Annotated in this window: 23 protein-coding genes; 8 read left to right on the top strand and 15 right to left on the bottom strand. The window is 41.5% G+C overall.

Annotated elements, in window-relative coordinates; genetic code table 11:
- Nucleotides 1–5 precede the first annotated feature (5 nt).
- The 4 genes from mutL to KUL10_RS09580 form a co-directional block, all read right to left on the bottom strand.
- On the bottom strand, nucleotides 6–1,823 hold the full coding sequence (mutL, locus tag KUL10_RS09595) for a DNA mismatch repair endonuclease MutL (protein WP_110428695.1): 1,818 nt from the start codon (nucleotides 1,821–1,823) through the stop codon (nucleotides 6–8).
- Between the two features lie 25 nt (nucleotides 1,824–1,848).
- On the bottom strand, nucleotides 1,849–3,147 hold the full coding sequence (locus tag KUL10_RS09590; protein ID WP_199509213.1) for an N-acetylmuramoyl-L-alanine amidase: 1,299 nt from the start codon (nucleotides 3,145–3,147) through the stop codon (nucleotides 1,849–1,851).
- 142 nt (nucleotides 3,148–3,289) lie between these two features.
- Nucleotides 3,290–3,769: a tRNA (adenosine(37)-N6)-threonylcarbamoyltransferase complex ATPase subunit type 1 TsaE gene (tsaE, locus tag KUL10_RS09585; protein WP_110428693.1), complete on the bottom strand. Its 480-nt coding sequence runs from the start codon at nucleotides 3,767–3,769 to the stop codon at nucleotides 3,290–3,292.
- Between the two features lie 77 nt (nucleotides 3,770–3,846).
- On the bottom strand, nucleotides 3,847–5,346 hold the full coding sequence (locus KUL10_RS09580) for an NAD(P)H-hydrate dehydratase (protein WP_110428692.1): 1,500 nt from the start codon (nucleotides 5,344–5,346) through the stop codon (nucleotides 3,847–3,849).
- A 15-nt stretch (nucleotides 5,347–5,361) separates the two neighbouring features.
- Here KUL10_RS09580 and queG point away from each other — a divergent pair, with 15 nt between their 5' ends.
- A complete protein-coding gene (gene queG, locus KUL10_RS09575) occupies nucleotides 5,362–6,534 on the top strand; it encodes a tRNA epoxyqueuosine(34) reductase QueG (RefSeq protein WP_110428691.1) in 1,173 nt (390 codons plus the stop codon).
- Here the strand turns inward: queG and hemE are convergent.
- Both hemE and nudC read right to left on the bottom strand, forming a co-directional pair.
- On the bottom strand, nucleotides 6,531–7,595 hold the full coding sequence (gene hemE / locus KUL10_RS09570) for a uroporphyrinogen decarboxylase (RefSeq protein WP_110428690.1): 1,065 nt from the start codon (nucleotides 7,593–7,595) through the stop codon (nucleotides 6,531–6,533). The genes queG and hemE overlap by 4 nt on opposite strands.
- A 95-nt stretch (nucleotides 7,596–7,690) precedes the next feature.
- Complete coding sequence (gene nudC / locus KUL10_RS09565; RefSeq protein ID WP_110428689.1) at nucleotides 7,691–8,485, bottom strand: NAD(+) diphosphatase; 795 nt, start codon at nucleotides 8,483–8,485, stop codon at nucleotides 7,691–7,693.
- 261 nt (nucleotides 8,486–8,746) lie between these two features.
- On the opposite strand from nudC, the gene KUL10_RS09560 reads away from it, so the two are divergent.
- The 3 genes from KUL10_RS09560 to KUL10_RS09550 all read left to right on the top strand — a co-directional run bounded on the left by KUL10_RS09560 (nucleotide 8,747) and on the right by KUL10_RS09550 (nucleotide 10,964).
- Nucleotides 8,747–9,118, top strand: coding sequence for a transcriptional repressor (locus tag KUL10_RS09560; RefSeq protein ID WP_110428729.1), 372 nt, complete (start codon nucleotides 8,747–8,749; stop codon nucleotides 9,116–9,118).
- Nucleotides 9,119–9,133: 15 nt separating this feature from the next.
- Complete coding sequence (locus KUL10_RS09555; protein ID WP_110428688.1) at nucleotides 9,134–9,598, top strand: chemotaxis protein CheX; 465 nt, start codon at nucleotides 9,134–9,136, stop codon at nucleotides 9,596–9,598.
- A 70-nt stretch (nucleotides 9,599–9,668) separates the two neighbouring features.
- Nucleotides 9,669–10,964 carry an OmpA family protein gene (locus KUL10_RS09550; RefSeq protein WP_110428687.1) on the top strand — a complete coding sequence of 432 codons (1,296 nt, stop codon included), beginning with the start codon at nucleotides 9,669–9,671 and terminating at the stop codon, nucleotides 10,962–10,964.
- Between the two features lie 116 nt (nucleotides 10,965–11,080).
- Here KUL10_RS09550 and KUL10_RS09545 read toward each other — a convergent pair whose 3' ends face one another.
- The 6 genes from KUL10_RS09545 to KUL10_RS09520 are packed head-to-tail and all read right to left on the bottom strand — an operon-like array spanning nucleotide 11,081 to nucleotide 16,594.
- Nucleotides 11,081–12,343, bottom strand: a complete 1,263-nt coding sequence (locus tag KUL10_RS09545; protein WP_110428686.1) for an acyl-CoA reductase — start codon at nucleotides 12,341–12,343, stop codon at nucleotides 11,081–11,083.
- Entirely contained in the window at nucleotides 12,336–13,472 is a 1,137-nt protein-coding gene (locus tag KUL10_RS09540) for an acyl-protein synthetase (protein WP_233499771.1), read from the bottom strand. Before KUL10_RS09540 ends, KUL10_RS09545 begins: the two co-directional genes overlap by 8 nt.
- The gene (locus KUL10_RS09535) at nucleotides 13,473–14,906 is read right to left on the bottom strand and encodes an AMP-binding protein (protein WP_110428685.1); all 1,434 of its coding nucleotides are present in this window, start codon (nucleotides 14,904–14,906) and stop codon (nucleotides 13,473–13,475) included.
- 1 nt (nucleotide 14,907) lies between these two features.
- Nucleotides 14,908–15,672, bottom strand: coding sequence for an SDR family NAD(P)-dependent oxidoreductase (locus KUL10_RS09530; RefSeq protein WP_110428684.1), 765 nt, complete (start codon nucleotides 15,670–15,672; stop codon nucleotides 14,908–14,910).
- On the bottom strand, nucleotides 15,659–15,898 hold the full coding sequence (locus tag KUL10_RS09525) for an acyl carrier protein (protein WP_110428683.1): 240 nt from the start codon (nucleotides 15,896–15,898) through the stop codon (nucleotides 15,659–15,661). Before KUL10_RS09525 ends, KUL10_RS09530 begins: the two co-directional genes overlap by 14 nt.
- A gap of 27 nt (nucleotides 15,899–15,925) precedes the next feature.
- Nucleotides 15,926–16,594: a GNAT family N-acetyltransferase gene (locus tag KUL10_RS09520; RefSeq protein WP_110428682.1), complete on the bottom strand. Its 669-nt coding sequence runs from the start codon at nucleotides 16,592–16,594 to the stop codon at nucleotides 15,926–15,928.
- Nucleotides 16,595–16,712: 118 nt separating this feature from the next.
- Here KUL10_RS09520 and KUL10_RS09515 point away from each other — a divergent pair, with 118 nt between their 5' ends.
- From KUL10_RS09515 to KUL10_RS09500, 4 genes are read left to right on the top strand one after another with little or no spacing between them, the layout of a single operon-like run.
- Nucleotides 16,713–17,039, top strand: a complete 327-nt coding sequence (locus KUL10_RS09515; protein ID WP_110428681.1) for a nucleoside-diphosphate sugar epimerase/dehydratase — start codon at nucleotides 16,713–16,715, stop codon at nucleotides 17,037–17,039.
- A gap of 17 nt (nucleotides 17,040–17,056) precedes the next feature.
- Nucleotides 17,057–17,644, top strand: a complete 588-nt coding sequence (locus KUL10_RS09510) for a LicD family protein (protein ID WP_110428680.1) — start codon at nucleotides 17,057–17,059, stop codon at nucleotides 17,642–17,644.
- Complete coding sequence (locus tag KUL10_RS09505) at nucleotides 17,637–18,893, top strand: HAD-IB family phosphatase (protein ID WP_110428679.1); 1,257 nt, start codon at nucleotides 17,637–17,639, stop codon at nucleotides 18,891–18,893. The genes KUL10_RS09510 and KUL10_RS09505 overlap by 8 nt, the downstream gene beginning before the upstream one ends.
- A gap of 1 nt (nucleotide 18,894) precedes the next feature.
- Nucleotides 18,895–19,533, top strand: a complete 639-nt coding sequence (locus KUL10_RS09500) for a class I SAM-dependent methyltransferase (RefSeq protein ID WP_110428678.1) — start codon at nucleotides 18,895–18,897, stop codon at nucleotides 19,531–19,533.
- 3 nt (nucleotides 19,534–19,536) lie between these two features.
- Here KUL10_RS09500 and KUL10_RS09495 read toward each other — a convergent pair whose 3' ends face one another.
- The 3 genes from KUL10_RS09495 to KUL10_RS09485 form a co-directional block, all read right to left on the bottom strand.
- A complete protein-coding gene (locus KUL10_RS09495) occupies nucleotides 19,537–20,199 on the bottom strand; it encodes a YceH family protein (protein ID WP_110428727.1) in 663 nt (220 codons plus the stop codon).
- Between the two features lie 61 nt (nucleotides 20,200–20,260).
- Entirely contained in the window at nucleotides 20,261–20,644 is a 384-nt protein-coding gene (locus KUL10_RS09490) for a response regulator (protein WP_255417689.1), read from the bottom strand.
- A 49-nt stretch (nucleotides 20,645–20,693) separates the two neighbouring features.
- Nucleotides 20,694–22,307 carry a histidine kinase dimerization/phospho-acceptor domain-containing protein gene (locus KUL10_RS09485; protein WP_158525358.1) on the bottom strand — a complete coding sequence of 538 codons (1,614 nt, stop codon included), beginning with the start codon at nucleotides 22,305–22,307 and terminating at the stop codon, nucleotides 20,694–20,696.
- Nucleotides 22,308–22,311 lie beyond the last annotated feature (4 nt).

Genomic DNA, 22,311 nt, shown 5'->3' with positions numbered 1-22,311 from the left:
GCAAGCTAGCCTTTTTTATTTGCTGCATTGTTTTTACTCGGCAACTCAAAACTAATCGCATGCTCAAAAAGTTGATTGAGCGCTGAATCGCCTATAGATATTAACCAGTGGTTTAATTCAGATAAACCCAATGGCACACTCTCAGACCAACTGTCCACTGCGATTTGAAGCATAGTGTGAACCAATTCGTCATTTTTACCAGCCTCAGAAAACGTCGATATTTCAATTTCCTCAAGGTACTTAACTAAAGTAGGAAAAATATGCAGCCAAGGCAATTGACGAAGTGCTGATGGCACTCTTTTCAGTATGATTTTTTTATTGTTAACACTGACCTCTAAAGAAGCATTTGCGAACACTTGGCTTATGCCAACATTATTGCATGCTACTGAAACCGGCATCAGCAATGGTTGAGTGACAGAAGATTGCTCGATAAGCCTTTCCAAATAAACGGCTCCTACTACACTAAGCGGCGCATATTTTAATACGCCATTTGCACTGAGAATCACTTGCTTGTCTGGGGTCAAAAGTGTTTGAAGCTTAGCTGTTAGCCATGTTTCAGCGCCACTCTCTTGATGACTGCTTGCCATCAATTGACCATAAGCTGACACCTCTGTTTGAGAAGGTCTTTGTGGCATATACTGACTCAATTGATTATTTGTTTTACCTCCAGAATATGTCGAGGTGCGACTTTGAGTCTGTAAGCTAGAAACATAATCTCTTGTTGGTTCCGATTGTTGCAATGGAAAGTGCGCATTTTGCAAGTCAGTGTCTTGAGCGTATCCGTGTGCAGATTTTGAAAAGTCGGTGGGCTGAGGGGCGTCATCGGGAGCAGCCCGCAAAATCGCTTCACTGATACTTTTAAAGATTAAATCATGCACAAGCCGACTTTGATGGAAGCGGACTTCATGTTTTGCGGGATGCACATTTACATCAAGTTGGTCAGGTGGCATTTCGATGAACAATGCGAAAGCCGGATAACTTTGCTCATCAATCATTCCCTCAAAAGCTTGTCTAATGGCGTGCAATATCACTCTATCCTTCATCATACGACCATTGATGAAACTATATTGCATGTCATTAGTCTTGTGCCCTTGGCCTATGGTGCTGCAATAACCTTTGATTCTAATATTTTGATATTCAGTATCTATTTCAGCACTCTTATCAATAAATGCTTGTCCACAGACTTGTGCAACTCTTCTTCTTAATAAAGAGGCGTCAACTTTAGCAAACTTGTGAATCAACTTGCCATTGTGCTTTAACGAAAAAGCAATCTGTGGATGACTTAATGCGATGCGCTTTACAACTTCTTCAACGTGTTGAAACTCTGTTTTTTCGGCTCTGAGGAATTTACGCCTTGCTGGTGTGTTAAAAAATAAGTCAAGTACTTCAACAGAACTGCCCTTTGGGTGGGCAGTGGGATTAAGTTGAATTTCCATGTCTCGCCCTTCGCAATGAGCCTGCCAAGCTTGCTCTTGAGATTCAGGCTTTGAGGTCAAGACCAAACGGCTGACCGAACTTATACTCGCCAAAGCCTCACCGCGAAAGCCTAAGCTAGTAATTGCCTCTAAGTCATCGATATCTTTAATTTTGCTCGTTGCATGCCTGCTCAACGCCAAACCTAATTCGTCTTTAGCGATGCCCTTTCCGTCATCTCTAATCAGGATGCGTTTGTGCCCCCCTTTTTCGACCTCAATATTAATTTGTGTTGCTTGCGCATCAATACTATTTTCGACTAATTCTTTGATCACAGAGGCTGGACGTTCGACCACTTCACCTGCGGCAATTTGGTTTGCAAGTCTTGCTGGTAATATTTGAATAGGCATTTTATCTGTTTCTCTACACCAGCATTTAATTTGGAATTAGCAAGACTTGGCCAATACGCACCATGTCTGAGCGTAAGTTATTTGCCTCTTTGAGATCCTTAACTGAGACGCTGTATCGTTGAGCGATGACTGAAAGTGACTCACCACGTGCAACTTTATGTTTAATAGGTTCAGATGCGAGGCGTTTAGCCCAAAGTGTTCCCTCAGGTGGGTTGACTTTGAAATAACGCTTAATTGAGGTAAACATAGAATTAGCGAGTCGTTGACGGTACTCTCGCCAATTTAGATTTTTTTCTTCTTGGGGGTTAGAAATAAACCCAACCTCAACTAAAATAGAAGGTGTTTCAGGCGCCGTAAGCACTGCCAAACTAGCACTTTGTGGTGCCTTTTTGTGCATCCTAGTGACTTTCTTCATTTCGCTGATTACTTTGTTGCTTATGTCGTAACTAGATGCACGTGATAAATCCATGGACATATTAAAAATCGTTTCAGCAAAATAACGTTCAGTATCTCTGTCTTCAATAACATTTGCCGCCGACCCAATAAGCTCAGAACTTCTCTCTGTTTGCTCTAATAGTCGACCTAATTCGCTATCGGCTCGCCCTTTAGATAGTACCCATACCGAGCCGCCTCTTGGCTGAGGAGTCGTAAATGCATCCGCGTGAATAGAAACTAATAAATCAGCGTTTTCTCGAATCGCAACATCTGGCCGATCGTTAGGCGAAATATAATAATCACCGGAACGAGTCATGACGGCTCTTAAACCCGATTCATTGTTAATTAGTGCTTCAAGCATTTTACTGATACTAAGCGTGATATTTTTTTCGTAAGTACCCTTGGGGCCAATAGAGCCGGGATCTGCTCCCCCATGCCCCGCATCAATAACAATGACAATATCCTGATCGCGTTGAGGGGCAGCAACAGTGGATAACACTTGCTCTGGGACAGGATTAGGATCTTTTAAGTCAACCACGACTCGGTGACCAAAATCTTGTGTAGCTTGCAGGCTAAACACTCTCGCTTCGACTTTTTTGTTCAAATCAAAAACAAGACGCATATCGTTTGCTGACTTTGGCGTACTGTGTCGAATACGTTTTACCAAGGGCCCCTTAAGATCATATCGATCAAAGTCAATTCCGTCTTTAGTACCGGTAAAATCAACGACTAACCTTTGAGGGTTAGACAGAGAAAAGTAGGAAAATTTAGCTTCGTCTTTGACGTCTAACACGACGCGTGTCGTGCCTCGCTGATGAGTCACTCTTATGTTATCAACTTGATTTTGCGCCAACGCTTGTTTTGAAACAAACGGTGTTGATAACACCATAATAAACACGAGCAATAAACTCAAGCATCGCTTTATGAAAACAAGGTGTGTTTTTGTCTGTAAATTGGCTACGCCATTCGCGTTCATGACTGACAGTAAATTTTTCTTATTATTTTATTAGGTTGCTAGTGTGACACAAAGTTCAGTCTTGTAACACTTTCAAACAATCTTCCATGGTTTGCTTATTTGTGCTCAATTTAAAGACTCGATCATTGCCATCGAAGCTTATTTCCATTTTTAAGTCTGGCGCTGGTAGAAGACCAAAACCCTTATCTGGCCATTCAATCAAGCATAGACTGTTGTCGTGGAAATAATCACGGATACCCATAAACTCGAGTTCTTCGGGGTCTGCGAGACGATACAGGTCAAAGTGAAACACGCTTATTTTGTTGATTTCATATGGCTCAACGAGTGTGTATGTAGGGCTTTTAACGCTACCGTTGTGACCTAAAGAGTGTAAGAAGCCTCTACTAAATGTCGTTTTACCTGCACCTAGGTCACCCTCTAGATAAACTGTTAGTCCGCCTATACCATTACCTAATAGCAACGCTGCTAGTCTTTTTGCCAATTGAGACGTCTCGTGTTCTTCGTTACACACAATTGACACTGAAAATTCATTCATCTTTATTACAAAGCCATTAAAAGTGATTTTTATTCTTGCATTAATTGTCTTATTTTATCTTGTGGCAAACGATTAGGCTACTCGTTGATTAACGTTCGGACGGTATCAAACAGGTCACTCGCCAATAAGCCTCGTTGTCCATATTTTTCAGCTACTATATCGCCTGCTTTGGCATGCAACGAAACGGCATATTGACAGGCGAGTTCCTTTTCGACCTCCTGGGCCATCAAAGAGCCAATAAGTCCAGCAAGCACATCACCCATCCCTGCTGTTGCCATTCCGGGATTGCCATGACGGCACACCCAAGAATGTTCTTGGTTATCCACAATGGTCCCCGCACCCTTTAAAATGCACGTGGCTTCATATCGCTCCGCGCATTGTCGCGCGAAAATAAAGCGGCTGTTTTCAACCTCTTCAACCGAAACATTAAGTAACCTAGCCGCTTCACCAGAATGTGGTGTCACGACACACTCGCTTAATGCGACGAATGACCCCGTACTAGCCATTAGATTTAATGCATCAGCATCAATTACGATCGGCTTTGGGTTCTTCTCTACAAAGTTAAGCACGCGATCAAAAATATCTTGGCTCCAATCATCTCTGCCTAGTCCTGGACCAATTACTATACAAGTTGCCCAATCAAGCGCTTCTTCTAAATCATTGCAAATGACCATCAACTCTGGACGCCCAGCCCCCACTAAGAACTTTGACTGCTCATGAACAAATGCTTTTACTAACCCCGTGCCACTTCTAAGCGCGGCCTCAGCACTTAAGCGAATCGCACCACTCATACCATTATTTCCACCGACACATAGCAAGCGTCCATAGCTTCCTTTGTGACTATGGACAGGGCGTGGCGCAAGCCCTTTAAAGTGTTTTAAATCCAATGCTGTGGCATCACTTCGTGCAATTGCTGTAAACGCTTTGCCAATGCCCAAATCTTCGAACACTAACTGGCCGCATGACTGTTTGCCTGCACCGGTTGTTAAACCAAGTTTGATACCAATAAAAGTAACCGTTACATCCGCTTTGATGCAACGTCCTAAAGACTCTCCTGTGTCTGCGTCTAAGCCACTTGGTAAGTCGACACTTAACACTGGTTTACCTGAGTGATTTATCGCATCGATCACATCAGCAAATTCGTTTCTAATAATCCCGACAATGCCAATACCCAGTAAGGCATCGATCACTAAGTCGCAGCGGTCAAGCATACTTGGCTCAAAGGCTTGTACCTTTCCACCATTATTTAACCATGCTTGTTGCGCTCTCGCTGCATCACCTTGCACTTCTCGTTCGGGTTCTATCGCACACAAGATAACTTGTTTACCCGCGTTTACTGCATTTAACGCGGTAATGTAGCCATCACCCGCGTTGTTGCCAACACCAACCAAAATTAAATAGCATTCACTATTTGGCATTAATGATACGCAGTTTTCAAACACTGCTTTTCCAGCCCGCTGCATTAGCTCAAATTTGCTGAGACCAACGCTTGCTGCCGCTTCTAGCTCTAAGTGCTTTACTTGAGCCGCGCGATAAAGTTTCTGTGTTAAACTCGATTGGGTGTTTTTATGTAGCATTGCTAATAATCCGTTATGACTAATTTAAGTGTGATACAACTCGATCAACTCGCCAACAATATCAAGGCTTGGGCTCATTCGCTAGGCTTTCAGCATGTCGGCATCTGCGACATTGATCTTAGTCAACACGAAAAAGCCCTCAATAACTGGATTGAAAAGCAATACCACGGAGATATGTCTTTCTTTGAACGCAACCAAGAAAAACGCTTGGATCCTAGTAAGTTGCACGTTGGGACGCTGAGAGTAATCAGCGTGAGCATGAATTATTTACCGCCAGATGCAAGCTTTGCTAAAAACCTCAAAGCATCAGATCATGCATACGTCTCGCGCTATGCGTTAGGCCGAGATTATCACAAAGTAATACGTAAAAAGCTGTCTCAATTGTCAAGGCTTATTACCGAAAATTCTGAAGCACAAGGTTTTCGTCCGTTTGTCGATTCTGCCCCAGTATTGGAGCATGCTTTGGCAGAGAAAGCAGGGATAGGGTGGACTGGTAAGCACTCACTTACTCTAAACAAAGAGTCAGGTTCTTGGTTTTTTTTGGGTGAATTATTCATAAATCTGCCTTTGCCTGTAGACAAACCGATTGAAGAAGCCTGCGGGAACTGCACCGCGTGTATTTCTATCTGCCCCACTCAAGCAATCGTCGAACCCTATGTTGTGGATGCACGAAAATGTATTTCTTATCTAACAATTGAAAATAATGGCCCTATTCCTATCGAATATAGAAAAGCAATTGGAAATCGCATATACGGCTGCGACGATTGCCAGCTCGTCTGCCCTTGGAATAAATATGCAACCACCACTGATGAAAAAGATTTTTTTGCGCGTGCACACATTCACGGTAAAACGCTACTTGATTTTTTTGTTTGGGATGAGGAAACATTCTTGGAAAAAACAGCGGGTTCGCCGATTAGAAGAATTGGTTATTTTAAGTGGAAGCGTAACTTAATTGTGGCAATGGGTAACGCCCAAGACATTAGAGGTTTTATATTGCAAGCGCTGGAGCAGGCAATAATCGACTTGGCTGATAATCACTCAGAGGATGAACATGAGAATACAAAGATACTAGAAGAACATCTACGATGGGCAATCTCAGAGCACAAGTCTAGAAAGAATTTAGGCGCAAATAGACAAACGTTGCGCCTTGCCAGGTCCGTTGAAAGAGGTACGCCAGATCACGCTTAAAGATGGTAAGGCTTACTCAGACGATGAACTGCATCAATGAAAACACCGGCATTTTCAGGTGGTACATCTAAATGAATACCATGACCTAAATTAAAGACGTGCCCGCTACCTTTCCCAAAACCTTGCAGTATCGTACTCACCTCTTCTTCAATACGTGGGGCAGGCGCGTATAACATAGAAGGGTCCATGTTTCCTTGCAGCGCCACTCGGTCGCCGATTCTAGCTTTTGCATCAGCAATATCGATTGTCCAATCAAGACCAACCGCATCGCAACCAGTATCTGCAATGGCTTCTAACCACATACCGCCATTTTTTGTAAATAGCGTGACTGGGATTTTTTGTCCTTCATATTCGCGCATTAAGCCATCAACTATTTTATGCATATACTGCAAAGAAAATAACTTGTAGTCGCGTGGGCTGAGCACTCCCCCCCAAGTATCGAAAATCATCAGCGACTGCGCGCCAGCGGCAATTTGAGCATTTAAATATGAAATCACAGAATCAGCTAACTTATCTAATAAAGCGTGCAATACTTCTGGTTCTGCAAATGCCATTTTTTTGATTTTTGTAAAAGCCTTGCTTGAGCCACCCTCAACCATATAAGTTGCTAATGTCCATGGGCTTCCTGAAAACCCAATAAGAGGCACTTCACCTTTGAGGTTCTTGCGAATCGTTCTTACCGCATCCATAACATAGGTTAATTCAAGCTCAGGATCTGGCACGGGTAATTTTTCAACATCTGCTTTTGTGAGCACTGGATTTTTAAACTTAGGCCCTTCACCCGTTTCAAAATAAAGTCCACATCCCATTGCATCAGGGATAGTAAGAATATCTGAGAACAAGATCGCAGCATCAAGCGGAAAACGACGAAGCGGTTGCAATGTGACTTCACACGCTAACTCCGGGTTAGTACACAAAGCCATAAAATCACCAGCCTGCGCCCGTGTTGCCTTGTATTCTGGCAAGTACCGTCCCGCTTGACGCATCATCCATACAGGCGTCATATCGACGGGTTGCTTAAGTAAAGCTCGTAAGTATCTATCGTTTTTCAATTCACTCATGATTACTCTATGTTTAAAAAGTATTTAGGGTTAGGCCGCAGACGCGACCCAAAAAACGCGCATAGGATACGCTATTTTTGTCCATTAAGGCAGATTCACTGTTTAATTCTTTTTCGAGTTTCGTCAATAAGGCGTCCGGCGATTGAGAAAGAAGGCGGCACCGTGGGTAATTCGTCAATATCAAAAAAGTCAGCTTGCAGAATCTCTTTACCATCCACTTTTATGTCGCCAGCATCGTACTCAGCTAAAAATCCACACATCAAAGAATGCGGGAAAGGCCAAGGTTGGCTATCAAAATACTCTAGGTTTTTAACCCGCACGCCAACTTCCTCGAACACCTCTCGATGTACGGCTTGCTCAAGTGTTTCACTGCTTTCAACAAAACCAGCAAGGGTCGAAAAGTAGCCTACTTCTTTTTGTCTGGCCCCCTGCGCCAATAATATAGAATTTCTGTGTCTAATCGCTACGATAATACAAGGCGAGACACGCGGATAGCAGCGATGATGACAAGTATGACAATGCATCGCCATTTCCCAGGTCACTTTGTCCATTCTTGCCCCACAACGCCCACAAAATTGATGCGTACGCATGAATAACGCAAATTGCCATGCTTGAGCCACTTGATAAAATGCTTCTGAAGGCATTTCAACAAGCATTTCTCGAAGACTTACTTGGCGTAACTCTGGGTGCTCTATCGCTTCTTGTTGTGTGTCTATTAATGAAAAATGCGCGTGTTCTTCTTGTTTAAATGTAACCGCTTGATCTTGATACTCGCTGACGGCTAGGTGCTCAAAATCTATCAACAAATCAAGCCCCTTACTCAAATCAGCATCACTGGGCAATAACAGTTTATTTTGGTTAAACACAAAGAAATAACGCGTTTTATTCATTCAATACATGCTCCTACTTGTTTGGTAACATTCAAATATAACTCATAGATACTGAAATTGCGGACTTAAATATCTAAAAATAGCGCACTATCGGTTAAATGATAAACGCGATTACCGCGCTTATTAGCTTGATGCACCTCATTTCAATGATATACTTAAAAAGTGTACGTCATACCATAGGAAAGATGAGTGTTACTTTCGAAAGAAAATCAAGGTGTATTGTCAAAGGCTTATGCTTATTGTGAAAGCAAAGGCGCAAGAATGACGCCATTGCGCTCACGTGTTTATGAAATCCTATTACATCAAGAAAGCGCGATGGGAGCTTATGAATTGTTAGATAAGCTTCGCGAAACTGAAGATAACGCTAAACCTCCTACGGTTTATCGCGCCCTAGATTTTTTCCTTGACCTTGGTTTAGTTCATAAGGTCGAATCAACGAATGCATTTAAGGCCTGTCATCATTTCGGTTGCAGCCATCCCGTTCAGTTTCTAATTTGTGATACGTGTGGTGATGTGCAAGAAATCCAATCGGACGGCATAAAAGAAACACTAGAGGCTAAAGCGCATCAAAATAAGTTTCAGGTCATCCGTCAGACTATTGAGGCTCATGGCATCTGCCATCGTTGCCAATAAAAGAAAGTACCCAACATGAATGTAGAATTTGTAAACCCCTTTATTGTTTCACTTAAAAATGTGTTATCGACTATGGCGATGATTGATTTGGTCTCACAAAAACCACGTAAAAAAGACGATGAAACAGCAATGGGCGATGTCAGTGGCGTAATTGGCATGGTAGGGCCTCAAGTCAAGGGATCTATGGCGATTACTTTTGACAAAAATTTAGCATTTAACATCATGAAAAACATGTTAGGTGACGAGGCCGAAGCCATTGACGAACAAGTCAGAGATATGGTTGGTGAAATGACAAATATGATTTGTGGGGGTGCAAAGAGCAACCTTGCTGAACAAGGGTACGAATTTGAAATGGCGGTTCCCGTGATTGTTTCTGGCGAAAACCATACGATTCAACACAAAGTCGACGGACCCAAAATCATTTTGACATTTACTAGTGCGCAGGGAAACGCGTATGTGGAAATATGCTTTGATAAATAGAGTCAAATAGAAACTCTAAAATATAATAAATTCAAATATTTAAAATAATATAAATTAAAAGGAAGAAACCATGAAACGCAAATTGCTCGCTTCAGCAATCGCGCTTACTATGCTCACATCAGCAGCAATGGCTCAAACAGAGCCAGAATATGAGTCTTGGGTAGGCGGATTTGTTCAACATTACAGTCCGGATCAGCACAAACCAAACCCATTCCCATTTAACTATTTAGATGATGGTCATACTTTTGGAGCAGAAGCTGGCTTTCGCTTTGACCCTAAATGGGCAGTGCGTTTTGAGTTATCTCGTATTTTCCTCGACATGACTGGTGATTTTCGTCCGGGCAATGGCGACGATGGCACGATGGTCGGCGCGGATGTAATGTACTTCCTTGACGATGATCTTGCATACCTATTTGGTGGTGCACGAAACCAATCAATTATGGAAAGCTATCGCATGGCCTCATATGGCATCGGTAAGCACTGGGAAGTCAGCGACAATATTCGCGTTATTACAGAAGTCGCCAGATATTATGACTTTGGTCAAAGCCACAATGAAACTAGCGCCAAATTGGGTGTTGCTTATGTATTTGGTTCAACTTCAGCACCTGCTGAACAGCCAGATTCAGATAATGATGGTGTTTATGATGCCATTGACCGTTGCCCAACTACACCAGCGGGTATAGAGGTAGACGCGACAGGCTGTAATATTGATCTTGACGGTGATGGCGTATTGAATAGCCAAGACCAGTGCCCACTGACACCTGCTAACGCTAAAGTCAAAGAGAATGGCTGTGCCGTTAAAGATAGTGATGCAGACGGCGTATTTGATGATGTTGATTCATGTCCAAATACACCAGCGGGTACAACAGTTAACGCTAAAGGTTGTGCTGCTAATTTAGACATCGATAATGATGGTTTACTAGACAGTGTAGATAAATGCCTAGGTACGCCAGCAACTGATAAAGTGGATGCTGAAGGTTGTAGCATATTAGTTGAAAAAGAAGTCAGTATCGGACTTAACGTTCTGTTCCCGAATAACAGTAGTGTCGTTAGCAACCCAGATGCTGCAAACATTGTTAAATTTGCAGACTTTATGAAGCGCTATGGCAACACTACCGCGGTTATCGAAGGGCATACATCATCTGTTGGTTCAGCCGATTACAACCAGTTCTTATCAGAAAAGCGTGCACAATCAGTCCGTAAACTGTTGATTGAAGCATACGGTATTGATAGCTCTCGCTTGGAAGCAGTTGGCTTCGGTGAATCTCAACTAAAAGATACCACTAACACAGCAGAAGCACATCGAATTAACCGCAGAATTGAAGTGAAAGTCAGTGCTATGGTTAAGGAAACAGCAACTAAATAAGAAGCTCTTTTCTACGCTTATAATAAAAGCCCTAGTTCAATTTACTAGGGCTTTTTTGTATGTTCTATGTTGCTTTGATTAATTGAAATATCGAGTGATATCAACCCGTTTACTCACTAGCTACTCAAACTTTCAAAAAGGTTATACCCATCCCACTTAAAACTAAAATCTAGCGCTTGCCCTTGATCTTGCACACGAAACGCAGCGTGGCCAAGCTTAACACTTGCGGCATCATTGATATCATCTAGGGTAAAACCAAAAACGGATATAGTTTGAACCTTTGAGGCAATACTTTGTTGTATCTGATCACCCGACAACACCAACCTATCGAGCGCTTGTTCTACACTTTCTGCGAAAGACACATAGTACAAACCATTTCCTTTGTGTTCCGACATCGTGTCTTGAGTAATGGGCTCGACTATTGCAGCGCTAATTTGGTCAATTTGAATAACTGCGTGTTCTCCAATCGATGATTGAATCGAAAGCGACTGTATTGTCACTAAATGCTCATTGACTCGCGTATCGTCCTTCCAGTTTTCGGCATCGTCTTTAGCAAGTTGATTGATCTTGTCGAAAACCTGCTTAACTGAGTTAAGATTGCTTGGACAATGCTCACCAATAAAAAGTAAGATTCGAGGAGAAGAGCAAGCCTGTTGATAATAGGCTTGCGTATCTCTCCAAAGCAAAGAGGCATAGCTATTATTAGTTGATGTAATTGCATCTAGGTTAACGATACTCAAGGAATATTTATCTGCAAATGAAAGATCTCTACAGTTAAACTTGCAGGGTGACTGCTTGATGAGCCGAACACTCTCATCTCCGCCCCAAATCAAACGAGCGTCAGCCAACGCACTTAATTCATTAGTAAAATTAGACGTCTTGTCATAAGTAACAAAGACATTTCGTTGTCTGATGGGTTCGAATGTAGGAAGTTCGAAAAGCGTTGTTAATAACTGCAGTAACATTATCTTACTTTGAGAGTCCTGACTTGACACTCTTATAATGTTGATATTGCCTAATAACAAAGAAGCCACCCAACTGTATATGAACATAGTGTCTACATTTGCGGGCGTGAAGTGAACAACACAGCCAAGCGCGTCGTACTTATTTGGGTCTTCGTTACTAATTAAATGATCACAACCCACTTCTTTCAACTTGGTTTTAAGGTTGCTTGTTCTCAACCAAAAACCAAGTGCAACAAGTTCTGGATACTGTTTGTATTGGTTTTCTTTAAGCAGCGTGTTTGAAAACAATTTGATAAAGTCCAATACTACAGGCTCAAAACTTGCCATCGGTGACTGTTTTGCAAATAGACTAAGCGCTTCGTTCACGTCGGGAAGGTTTGCATTAAATGGTGTCAAGAAGGTGAGTTTATGCATGCGTGTCACTGCAACCGCGTACTTCGGCTTTGGGCAGCCTTCCTAAGACTTCAAAATACTTTCCCTTACGACCACACAAGCAGTCGTCTTCACCGTGAATTCGTCCTAAATCTTCTGTTAAGATTGAATATCCTGGATAACTAGTGGGCAACGTAGAAATCACTTGAATCAAACCCTTTTCACCATGTTTACAAACACTGAGATCATCAGGGTTACGAACGATAATATCGGCCATGTTCGGTGCATGTAAGTGCCCGTATTCACATTCAATAAATACACTACCAACTTGCTCTGCCATTCCATAAAAGTTGTGCACTTTGCTGCCTTTGATGACTTCATCACACGCTTTTTTGAAACTGAGGTTATCGACTTTTTGTGATTCTAGTTTTTTCCAACCACCGCTGTGAATAATCACTGCATCCTTAGATTGGAATTGATAGGCGGCTGATTTCGCCTCGCAAACGAGATACTGCCAAATCATAAAGGTAAAGCCAAAGAGCAAGACAGGCGTGCCCTGATTAACCTCAAAAAACTCACTAATCCGCTGCCAATTTGGCGACATATCATCATTCAATGCGTACACGTGTTTCCGGCCAAAAAACGACAAGCCTTGGATACCTGCTGTTCTGGCACTAAATCCACCTTTGCCTCGAGCCACGGCTTCAGAATCAATAACAAGCATTGGCAAGCGCTGCTTACCGATGACACTTTGCATAATGTTAACCAGAACCTTGGATTGTCTAGCGCTGGTTTGTTTATCTAAAATAATACGCGCGGGTGTTTGCGATGTTGTCCCTGAAGAACTAAGCACCTTAAAAGTATCTTCTTTTTGGATACTACTAAGCTCAAAGAGCTTAAAAAGACGCACTGCAACGTAAATGTGCTCATCTAAGTTAGTGCAATGCCTGTCGGCCTTAAACCCTAGTGAATATGCAATTTTTCTAAACGCATCACTTGACTCAAAATGATGTTTATATAGCGTGTTTAATAAATTATTTAGTTTCTTGGCCTTTTCAGCTTTACCAAGCGAAAACGCTGACGCCGCCATGATGTTTTCAAATTGTGCCTGATATGCCTGCATTGGGTTATCTACTGGTAAATCTGCAGAAGTTAGCGTTTTTTCAAGCATTTAGTGCCCCATTACTTCGTTCAACAAACTTGAATAATCGAGCTTACCGTTTTTAGTTCTCAATAGGTTTTGCATGAAACAAACCTTCAATGAACGGTGATTGAGCTTCAGGTATTTTGCTAGTGCTTTGCGTTGTTGATCGCATTGCGCTATCAATTCTTTTGATGGTGCATTGCTTTCAATAAGAATATAAAGGTGTTTATCATCACCCACACAAGCAAGATTTTGGTCGGTAAAAAATAAAATTGCTTTTTGCTGTACATCATCAAGATTAAAACGTTCGCCAAAAAGCTTAATAATCCGTTTAATCCTGCCACTAATGTAATAATCGCCTTGATCATCACAGATAGCTAAATCTCCTGTTTCGAGAAAGGGCAAGGGCTCTACGTTTATCATATCCTTAACCGTTTGCGCATAGCCCAACATCACATTTTCACCATAAAAAACCAACTCGCCTTCCTGATTTGTATGGCTTATAAGATCCTTTTTTTCATCTATTAACTTAAAGTGTGTATTGGGGATTGCACAACCAATTGAGGTAGGTTTACTTAGCAGTTTTTCGAGGTTGGCGAAACTCATCCTAGCTGTGGCTTCAGTTTGCCCGTACATAACAAAAAATTGCTTATTGTGCTGTTCAGCATAAGACACCAATGAGTCTAAGTGAGAGCGTGCTAACTTTCCTCCCGCTTGGGTAAAGTAACGCAATGAAGGTAGTTCTTTTTGAGTGAATCGCAGTCTTAACAACATTTCATAAGTATAGGGTACACCGCCAAAACTGCTGACTTGATGAACGGATAACATCTCCCAAAATTCGCGTTGCATTACCGAAAAGGTGGTCATCACAATCGCGGCGCCTTTTAACAAATGGGTATTGATAATCGACAGCCCATAAGCATAAGAAAATGGCAGTGTGGTGATTGTTTTGTCACTGGCTTGTATAGGCAAGTAAGCGCAAATATCCTGAGCATTGTGTTGTAGATTTTCATAGGACAACATGACATATTTTGCTGCCCCAGTGCTGCCAGATGTCCCCATCAATAAGGCTATATTAGTGTCTATCTCGACAGGTTTCTCACTGGGATGAACTAATGCTTTCGGCAAGCTATCTAGCGCTTCATCGTTCAAAAGGTAACGGATTTTAAAACGCTCGCACAAACTAACAGATTCATTGTTTTGTTCAGTCAATAATGCTTTTGATTCTATAAAAAATATAGTCTGCTTTAATTGCAACAACGCAAGATAATTCACAAGTGTGAGAAGCGTATTGCTAGCGGTCAACGCGACAACTTGTTTTTCGTGGCCTAAGCGCTTGACTAAATAAGTCTTTTTTTCTTTTACTAAATCATCAAGAGCTTGATAGCTTAGCCACTCGCTGCCATCAAACACGGCATTTTGTTTTCCAAACTTATTTATCTGAGTAAAAAACATTGTCATATTAAAGACTCATCAAACCGTCAACTCTCAAAACTTGCCCGCTGATGTAAGCACTATCTTCTTTCAATAAATTCGTAATTGAATGTGCCACATCATTGACATGTCCAAACCGGCCTAAGCCTATTTTGGTTAGCACATCATTTCGTTTTTGCTCATCGTAGCTAGCGGTTAATGGTGTATCAATGAAACCTGGCGCAACTGCGTTTACTCTAATACCCAATGGTGCGAGTTCTTTGGCAACGGATTTGGTCATTCCTATGACCGCAGCTTTGGTGGTGGAGTACGCTACTTGTCCCTCACTTCCCTCAATACCAACCACGGATGTAATATTCACGATACTGCCGCTTCTGGCTCGGCCCATTAACCGGCTTGCAAACTGGATATGATTTAAGCTAGCGATAACATTTACGCTCATTTGATGCTCAATATCCTCATTAGTTTGCATCAACAAAGGTGCATCTTTCATGACACCGGCACAATTAACCAAGCCGAATAAGGAGTAGTCCGAAGATTGAATTTCTCGAAACGCATTCTTTATGCTTTGATAGTCACAAACATCGTATTCCAACTTAGTGACATTTCGATCAATCAAGCTCGATACTTCATCGCTATTGATTACGTTCGCGATTGAGGATTGTAGCTTTTGTATCGACCGACAAGCGGCAAATACATGCCATCCCTGACGAAGGCAGGACAACAACGTGGCAAATCCAATACCACCGCTTGCCCCTGTAATTAGAACTGCATTTTGTTTAGAAAGTGACATTGTACTTTTGCAATATCTCTTTTGCTTTAGCCACCGAACTCAAATCAATAATTTCATCGGTTTCTAGCATCACATCGAAATCATTTTCGAGCTCACTGATCAGTATCATATGAGCGGTCGAATCCCACTCATCTATTGTGTTATACGCCAGTTCATCAACTACTTTATCTAAATCGACCGACAATGCCGAAGCAAAAGTTTGACGTAATTTTTCAGAATTATTCACTGATTTAATATGCCTTTAATTAAATAATTATCTCGATAAAAAGCCACGTATCATTTTTGTGGCATGCTGATATTCTTGCTTCTGCAACCCCATTATCAGCCATTCTTTTTCGCCTTCAGTACACTGTTCGCTCATCGCTTGGTAACCCAACTTCGTATTGTAAGCAATGGCCGCCTTGTTCTGCAGGAGAACGGTAGCCACAAGCCTCTTAGCACCAAGATAATCAAAGCAATAGTCGTTGAGAACTAAGCTCGGCGCGAATGCTACAATATTGCCTTTGTAGCCTTCATGGCCAATGTATAGCCCCGGTTCAAATTGCATTTGAGTACTGTCGCTCGTTGACTCGATTAAACTGACATTCGCACTGCCAATTAAGGTACTTTTGTAGTCAATTGCAAAATGCTGTTGCGTCGACTTTGTGCCAAGCGCTTTAAACCATGCGACATGCGAATCAAACGATATTAGCCCTTGGTTTTTCATCATAATGCGAATATCGTGCCTGTTTCGCCACTCAAGAAGTTGTTCTAAGTCAGACTCTTCAATTGGCCGTAACTCGATGCCATAACCACTCAGCCTATTTAACCGTTTGGTCATGCCCTTGTTTATATTGATAGCGCCATTTGTCATTGCTGTATATATAAAGTCTGTATCTGTTAACAATGAATTTAAACTAGCGCTAAAGTCATAATTTAACAAGGCTTTTTACTTTTAGGCATTTAAAGAGAAGTGTTTTTTTGCGCGAAATATAAAAAACCACAGCATGGCATATAAATTGAATAAAAAGAGCAACTTATAAAACTAGCGTGAGAACGCCGTGATTAAGACACTTATTTTTGGCACAGGTAACTCAGCCAAACAACTTCTCAAAAACTTGCCAGATAAAAGAGAATACTTAGCTGCGGTTGACAACGATACAGATAAACACGGCCAGTACTTTAATGGCTTACTCGTTATTTCCCCCGGCAATATGGGTGATTATGATTACGATGAAATATTAATCGCCAGTTATTGGGAAGGTACGATCAAGAAGCAACTGATTGAAGAGCTTGGCATACCTTCCAACCAAGTCATTACACCGCAAAAAAATACTATAAAAATAGCGGCGAAACTCTCTACCCTTTTCAACACGACAATACACTAGCACTAGCCCGTAGAGTCATCACAACCCTATGTGGTGCCGCGTATGAGCGAGCCTTACCCCTTCACATTGATTATGGCACCTTGCTAGGCATTATGCGCGATGGTGACCTCATTGCATGGGATGATGATATTGATTTGGCCTGTGAGGCGCGTTTTGCACCGTTGCTTGAAAAACTGTTAGTTGAGCAAGTTCAAAAAATTGACGATGCTATTGATTGGTCAGTAAGAAGAGACAGTGATTGTAATGATTGTGCGTTGCATTTTTATATAAGCTTTAAACCGAAAGTTGCAGGTGCGTATCAACCATTTTCGGTATCTATCGCCATTAAAGGCATCGTCGGAGATAAAGCAATTAAGTTGAGTAGTTTCGGTGCTTGGCATAATCCAGCTTGTCACTTAGATGGCCTTGATAAAATAAATTGGCAAGGAACGAATATATATGTCCCCAATGATCCAGATGGTTATCTGCGTTTTACTTATGGAAATTGGCGCTCCCCGAAAAAAGATCTGTCGGTAGGTGATGGAGAAAATTGGGAATGCGTATCAATAGATACGATCAAGAAAGCTCAACTCAAAAGCGAATTTATATTTAAACAAGATGACTAATTTTAACACTAAAAAACCAGCCGTCTTTATATTTGATTTAGATGGCACGATTACTCAAGAAGAAACCTTACCGGTTATTGCAAAGGCGTGTAATGTTGAAGCACAAATCAATGCTCTTACGGAACAAACGATTGCGGGCAACGTGCCTTTTGTAGAAAGCTTTATTCAGCGAGTGGGGATTTTAGGTCAATTCGACATTGATATAGTGAAAACTGCGCTCTCTAAAGTCAAATTGTTTCCAAAGCTCACAGAGTTTATCAATTCACACCCAGAACAATGTGCTATCGCAACCGGTAATTGCAAAGAGTGGGTTAACGGCATTACTGAAAAATTAGACTGTGCTTGTTTTTCATCTGATGCAATTGTTGAGAACAACAAAATAGTCAAATTGAACAGTATTCTCAAAAAAGAAAAAATCGTCGAACATTATCAATCATTAGGCCGCACAGTTGTATTTATTGGTGATGGAAACAACGATATGGAAGCGATGCGTTTAGCGGACGTATCGATCGCTTGTGGTCTTACGCATTATCCCGCCAATAGCATTTTAGCAATTGCAGATTATTGCGTATTTGAAGAAGCTAGTTTACTTCGCTTGATTAATCAAATTAATTCCCCCCAGCCTGGTACGTCGATCGTATTAAGTTGCGCAGGCATTGGGTCTAGGCTTGGTTTATCAAAAACAAAAGCACTGATTGAAATTGAAGGCACAAAACTCATTCATCTACAGCTAAAAGCGTTTGAAGAGGTCGAAGACTTACGTGTCGTGATAGGTTATCAAGCACGCAGTGTCGTAAAAGCGGTTTTAGAACTACGCACAGACGTAGTATTTGTCTATAACCATGATTACTTTCAAACAAAAACAGGCACCAGTCTGTACCTAGGGGCGCGTCATGCCAACGAATATTGTGTAGCTTGGGATGGTGATCTTGTCGTGCATCCTGATGACATTCAAAGATGCATAGGCTATGACGGAGAGTACGTAGGAGGTAGCCGAATTATTTCAGAGGATGCGGTATTCTTGCGCGTGGATGACCAAAACCAAGTCACTTCTTTTTCGCGTGAATGCGGCGACTTTGAATGGTCCGGACCCGCTAAAATTCAGAAAAAACACATACGCTATTTGACCAGCAATGTATTTAATCAAATTGAAGGTTTATTGCCTTTGCCTTTTTTGAATATTAGAGCACAAGACGTCGACACATACGAAGACTACAAAAACGCAATCAAATTTGTAAAGAGTTGGTAATATGAAAAACCAAGATGTAATGAGCTACTACGATAAAATGGCAGCTAATATCAAAGAACCGACAGAAACGCGCAACAAAGCCAAGGATTTTTCTGCATTTGATATTGCCTTCATGAAAGAACGCGCCTCTAAAGACAAGCACTTACTAGATTTAGGGGCGGGCACAGGGTTGTTAATCAATGCAATTGTAGACGAATTTGGGCACATTACAGCGGTCGAAAGATATGAAAACTTTTCGAAGTTCATTGTTGATGCTCCAAACGTCGATATTATCAATGCTGACGTGCTCAATTTAGACTTACATTTATCTCCTGTTGACGTCTTGTCTCTATTTGGCGTTATGAACTACTTCAATGAAGATGAAGCTAAATCCATCTATGCAAATATCAAACGTTATTTGAAACCAACGGGCCAACTTATCGTCAAAAATCAGTTGGGTGTACATGAAGATGTTACAGTAGCTGGTTTCTCAGAAGAAATTGGCAGTAATTATTATTCCAATTATCGACACCTAGACAATGAAATTAAGCTACTTGAAAGTTGTGGCTTCGCTAATGTAGAGGTGTTTGACATCTACCCAGCAGAATACAACCGCTGGGAAAACACCCACTTTTATGCGCTAACTGCCAACTTAAAATAAGACTTAACTGGGTAACTTACTGATAAGTGTTGAGAGCTGTACTTTAAGCTCTTCTACTTCAAGTTCTAATAGTTCAACTCTTTGCGCTAAGTCTTGGTCATTGCTAGCGATACTTATGTTTGAAGAGCCCTCAGGCGTTTCACCTTTGATAAGCGTCGCCTCTGCATCAGCGAATAAATGGATATACCTAGATTCTCGCTTTCCGGGTTCCCGAGCTAATCTATGCACAAGCTGCTCGCCATTAAAGTGTTGTAAGCTCTGTAAACAAGCCTCAAGCTCATCAACGCTTGTAAACTGTGCCAAGCGTTGCGTTCGAGTGCGCAATTCACCGGGCGTCTGCGGACCCCGAAGAAACAGTACACATAACACGGCGACTTGCTGAGCACTAAATTGCAAACTACTAAATTCAGTATTGCAAAAGCGATGTTTATACTTAGTAACACGAGCAGATTGTTCTTCAAACAACAAGCGCTGTTGATTGAGTGAGTCTAAAGCTTCTTGCACCTCAGATTCACTCAGCGTCATCACTGGCTCTCGATTGCTTTTTTGGTTACAAGCAGCTGTGATGCTATTTAATGTCATTGGGTAATAATCAGGCGTGGTCACTTCTTTTTCGAGAAGCACGCCTAGCACTCTAAGTTCAGTTACATTGAATTGGTTAATCACTTTATCTCCCAAAGTCGCCTGTATATCTATCCAATCAAATATAAGGTGATTAATGATGCAGTCAAGCTGCAGTTTTGTAACTCGACAGTAAGCGATAGATTTCAGTGACAAGTTTGACGCTTTCAACCGGCTTATTAATATGACTGTTCATCCCCACGGCATGTGCTAGCTGTTGCTCATCAAGAGATACATGGGCAGTAAGTGCCACGATTGGAATATCTTTGTGAACACTACCCGCGTCTCCGCATCGGATCATTTTGGTAGCCGCGTATCCGTCGAGACGAGGCATTTGAATATCCATTAAAACAATATCGTAAGGTTTTGATACTTCGAGCATTTTCTCAATACACTCTTGTCCATCATTCGCCACGTCACAACTAAGTCCGTAGAGAGAAAGCTGCATTTTCGCCATTTCTTGATTGATTACATTGTCTTCGACAAGCAGTATTTTGCGTTCTATTATTTCGTTTATATCAAAGCTTAGACTCTGTATTTTAGAGTTTGTGACCGAACTGGCCCGTACGGATCACCCTTGCGTTTATGCTAATTGAGCCATAAGAGGTAAATTTAACGGCATTGTTAATCAAGTTATCAAAAATCTGTTTGATTCGACTTTTGTCGCCCAACAATGGCACATCGACCAATCGTGTCAAATCGACCTTAACCTTAAGACCACTTGCCCCAGCTATGACTTCAGCATACTGAAAGACTTCGTTCATGAGTTCTCGCGGAGAGAAGACACTTGCATCTAAAGTGAATTTTTTTAAATTCAATTTGGAGAAATCAAGAATGTCATTAACGGTACGCAATAGTGATTCTGAAGAGTAAATTCCCATGTTCAACAACTTAGTCTGATTTGACTCAAGCTTTGTATGTTGGAGCATTTCTAATACCCCCATCAAACCATTAATTGGGGTTCTTATTTCGTGACTGACAATGGCGAGAAATTTACTTTTTGCATTGGATGCTTCAATGGCTTGGTTAGCTGTTTTTTCGACCACAGCATGTGCTATTTCAAGCTCTTCGTAAGCGCGGTTGAGCTTGCGATTTTTGTAAAGGAATAAAAGAAATAGCAACAAACCAAAGAGCATGATGAGCCCTGCTAAATGTAGGGGGTATTCATTCAAAATGGATGATGGTGGATTAATAATTATAACATCATCCTTATCTTGCAATATTGTTAAATCAAAACGTTTAACTTGCGCATAGTCATACATCCAAATGGCAGTAGGAAAGTCTTGTTGCAGGCTAGCAAACCCAAGGCTTGCTAGTGCAAACGAAATGGCCGACTCACCTTGTACCGCTGCATCGTAAACTAGTCCCCCAACAATCCCCTCGCCCATAAAAGTAGAGTAAAAACTAAAAATCGGTGATTTAAGGTCAGTCGCAAACTTTCTTAAGAAGAGTTTGGGCGGGATGTTTGTACCATCAACATCGTAAAAAACAGGAAAATAGAAGAATAGATCTTGAGGCGTCAACTCGGTCCTTTGCTCAAACACTTCTGGTTTATCAAGACCCCAGAGTTCTATTTGTACATTCGGAAGATGTTCATCACGGTATTTTTTTATCTCATTGTAATGATGTATGAACAAATTTTCTTTTGAGCGACTTAAAATAATTCTAGAAGGGGCGGGTACCATCGCGAAAACGTTTTCTACCTGAAGTTTTATATTTGCAGCGTTAAAAATTTGATAGGGACTGATGATTTCAGTGCTTTGAGGATCGTAAACCTTTATGGGGTCAAAAACCGCCAACTTAGCCCCCTCAAATAAACCACTTGTACGGAGGTACTCTACAAACTCACTTGAGTGAATGTTATCGCCAACGATCACATCAATTTGAATGTTCTTGTACTTTACGATTAGGCTATCTGCTACCGTCTTAAAGTCTATCGCGTCCTCAGAATACTCAGAATAGACTGATTCAACAAACACGTTTACTTGTTGTTCTGCGTTTTTCGTCCCCTTGGCCACCCCTTGAATAAAGTCTTGAGACCAAGGCAATGTTGGATTAAAGCCATGAACAAGTAATATATTGATATTGTTCTTTTCTTTGAGATCAGCCTTTTGTTGCGCAAAGAGTGAACCTGCACACGTTAAAAGAAGCACACAA

Origin of the sequence: Glaciecola sp. KUL10, from assembly GCF_003203515.1 — a bacterium.
In the GTDB taxonomy this organism is placed as follows: domain Bacteria; phylum Pseudomonadota; class Gammaproteobacteria; order Enterobacterales; family Alteromonadaceae; genus Glaciecola.
The sequence above is the reverse complement of the archived record's forward strand: the minus strand, read 5'-3'. Positions and strand labels throughout refer to the sequence as shown.

Excerpts from the sequence above, each read along its gene's own strand:
- KUL10_RS09555 (WP_110428688.1), top strand. The coding sequence starts at position 9,134 with ATGAATGTAGAATTTGTAAACCCCTTTATTGTTTCACTTAAAAATGTG.
- nudC (WP_110428689.1), bottom strand. The coding sequence starts at position 8,485 with ATGAATAAAACGCGTTATTTCTTTGTGTTTAACCAAAATAAACTGTTA.
- KUL10_RS09550 (WP_110428687.1), top strand. The coding sequence starts at position 9,669 with ATGAAACGCAAATTGCTCGCTTCAGCAATCGCGCTTACTATGCTCACA.
- KUL10_RS09540 (WP_233499771.1), bottom strand. The coding sequence starts at position 13,472 with ATGCTTGAAAAAACGCTAACTTCTGCAGATTTACCAGTAGATAACCCA.
- queG (WP_110428691.1), top strand. The coding sequence starts at position 5,362 with ATGACTAATTTAAGTGTGATACAACTCGATCAACTCGCCAACAATATC.
- mutL (WP_110428695.1), bottom strand. The coding sequence starts at position 1,823 with ATGCCTATTCAAATATTACCAGCAAGACTTGCAAACCAAATTGCCGCA.
- KUL10_RS09500 (WP_110428678.1), top strand. The coding sequence starts at position 18,895 with ATGAAAAACCAAGATGTAATGAGCTACTACGATAAAATGGCAGCTAAT.
- KUL10_RS09535 (WP_110428685.1), bottom strand. The coding sequence starts at position 14,906 with ATGACAATGTTTTTTACTCAGATAAATAAGTTTGGAAAACAAAATGCC.
- KUL10_RS09530 (WP_110428684.1), bottom strand. The coding sequence starts at position 15,672 with ATGTCACTTTCTAAACAAAATGCAGTTCTAATTACAGGGGCAAGCGGT.
- KUL10_RS09545 (WP_110428686.1), bottom strand. The coding sequence starts at position 12,343 with ATGCATAAACTCACCTTCTTGACACCATTTAATGCAAACCTTCCCGAC.
- KUL10_RS09505 (WP_110428679.1), top strand. The coding sequence starts at position 17,637 with ATGACTAATTTTAACACTAAAAAACCAGCCGTCTTTATATTTGATTTA.
- hemE (WP_110428690.1), bottom strand. The coding sequence starts at position 7,595 with ATGAGTGAATTGAAAAACGATAGATACTTACGAGCTTTACTTAAGCAA.
- KUL10_RS09590 (WP_199509213.1), bottom strand. The coding sequence starts at position 3,147 with ATGGTGTTATCAACACCGTTTGTTTCAAAACAAGCGTTGGCGCAAAAT.
- KUL10_RS09580 (WP_110428692.1), bottom strand. The coding sequence starts at position 5,346 with ATGCTACATAAAAACACCCAATCGAGTTTAACACAGAAACTTTATCGC.
- KUL10_RS09560 (WP_110428729.1), top strand. The coding sequence starts at position 8,747 with ATGACGCCATTGCGCTCACGTGTTTATGAAATCCTATTACATCAAGAA.
- tsaE (WP_110428693.1), bottom strand. The coding sequence starts at position 3,769 with ATGAATGAATTTTCAGTGTCAATTGTGTGTAACGAAGAACACGAGACG.